Source organism: Arthrobacter sp. AL05 (assembly GCF_029960715.1).
GTDB lineage: Bacteria > Actinomycetota > Actinomycetes > Actinomycetales > Micrococcaceae > Arthrobacter.
The window spans coordinates 1-1,313 of the sequence record NZ_JASBRC010000051.1 but is presented as its reverse complement, the minus strand read 5'-3'; the positions used below and the strand labels follow the sequence as shown (position 1 = coordinate 1,313).

2 protein-coding genes are annotated in these 1,313 nt (G+C 63.2%); both read left to right on the top strand.

The genetic code is table 11. The features are described from left to right. Positions 1 to 239 precede the first annotated feature (239 nt). The gene (gene tatA, locus QK287_RS18385) at positions 240 to 512 is read left to right on the top strand and encodes a Sec-independent protein translocase subunit TatA (RefSeq protein WP_282361130.1); all 273 of its coding nucleotides are present in this window, start codon (positions 240 to 242) and stop codon (positions 510 to 512) included. A 48-nt stretch (positions 513 to 560) separates the two neighbouring features. Next, on the top strand, positions 561 to 1,313 hold a 753-nt coding region (gene tatC / locus QK287_RS18380), incomplete at its 3' end, for a twin-arginine translocase subunit TatC (protein ID WP_282361131.1).

Below are 1,313 nucleotides of genomic sequence, written 5' to 3'. Positions count from 1 at the left end.
TCACTCAAGGGTCAGCCACCAGCAAGCCGCGTCACTAACCTCCGTGGTTAATACAGCTAAGCGTCCGATCGGCAGCAAAGTATCGCCGTGCCCGGGCTCCATGACCGACAGCAGATGCCAGAAACTCGGGGATTGCACCGTCTGAGGAGTGCGAATGACCGGGGGCCGGGCGGTCCGGTATCGACGCGACACCGAACTCAGTTCGACGTAGAATTCAGTGACAGGAAAGGACTTCCGTCATGAGGCTTGAGGGCTGGCATCTGATCATCATCATCGTTCTCGTTCTGGTGCTTTTTGCTGCACCGAAGCTGCCGGGAATGGCCAGGAGCCTGGGCCAATCGATGCGTATCTTCAAGTCCGAAGTCCGCGAGATGAAGGAGGAGGGCCCTCCTGAGAAGAACGCCGCGGACGCCGAACCCGTCGAGGGCCGGACCGTGAACCACCCGAAGTCCACGGGGGTCGAAAGCCTTACCGGAGACGGAACCGACGTACCGCCGCCGACCCGCGCCTAAGACACCATGGCAGCCGGTAAGAGCAGCCGATCCAACCCTGAGGGGCGGATGGCGCTCTTGGACCACCTCAAGGAGTTGCGGAACCGGCTTTTCAAGGCTGCGGTCGCCGTCGTGCTGGGGACCGTCGTCGGCTTCCTCGTATACCAGCCCTTTCTTACGGCGCTCATCAAGCCGATCCGGGATCTGAACGAACATGAGGGCCGGCAGGCCACGCTGAACTTCGACGGCGTGGCGAGCTCCTTCGACCTGTTGATCCAAGTATCCGTGTTCCTGGGCCTGATCCTCGCCAGTCCGGTCTGGCTCTACCAGCTCTGGGCGTTCATCGTCCCGGGCCTGCATAAGAAGGAACGCCGGCTCGCCTTGTCGTTCGTCGCGGCAGCCGTGCCGCTGTTCCTCGGCGGCGTGGCCCTGGCCTGGCTCGTGCTGCCGAACGCCGTGCGGGTGTTGACGGATTTCACTCCCGCCGGGGGCTCCAACTTCATCAGCGCCCAGATCTACCTGTCCTTCGTCCTGCGCCTGCTCCTCGCGTTCGGCATCGCGTTCCTGCTCCCTGTGGTCCTGTTCGGCCTGAACCTGGCCGGGCTGGTCAAGGGCGCCCAACTCCTCAAGAGCTGGCGGATCACTGTGTTCCTCGTGTGTCTGTTTGCCGCCATGGCCGCGCCGGGCGCGGATGCCACGAGTATGTTCTATCTTGCCGTGCCCATGCTGGTGTTGTTCTTCACGGCCATCGGGCTCTGCCTGCTTAATGATCGCCGCCGGGAACGGCGGACGGTCAAGCTTGCCGCGGAGACCGAAGCCCGC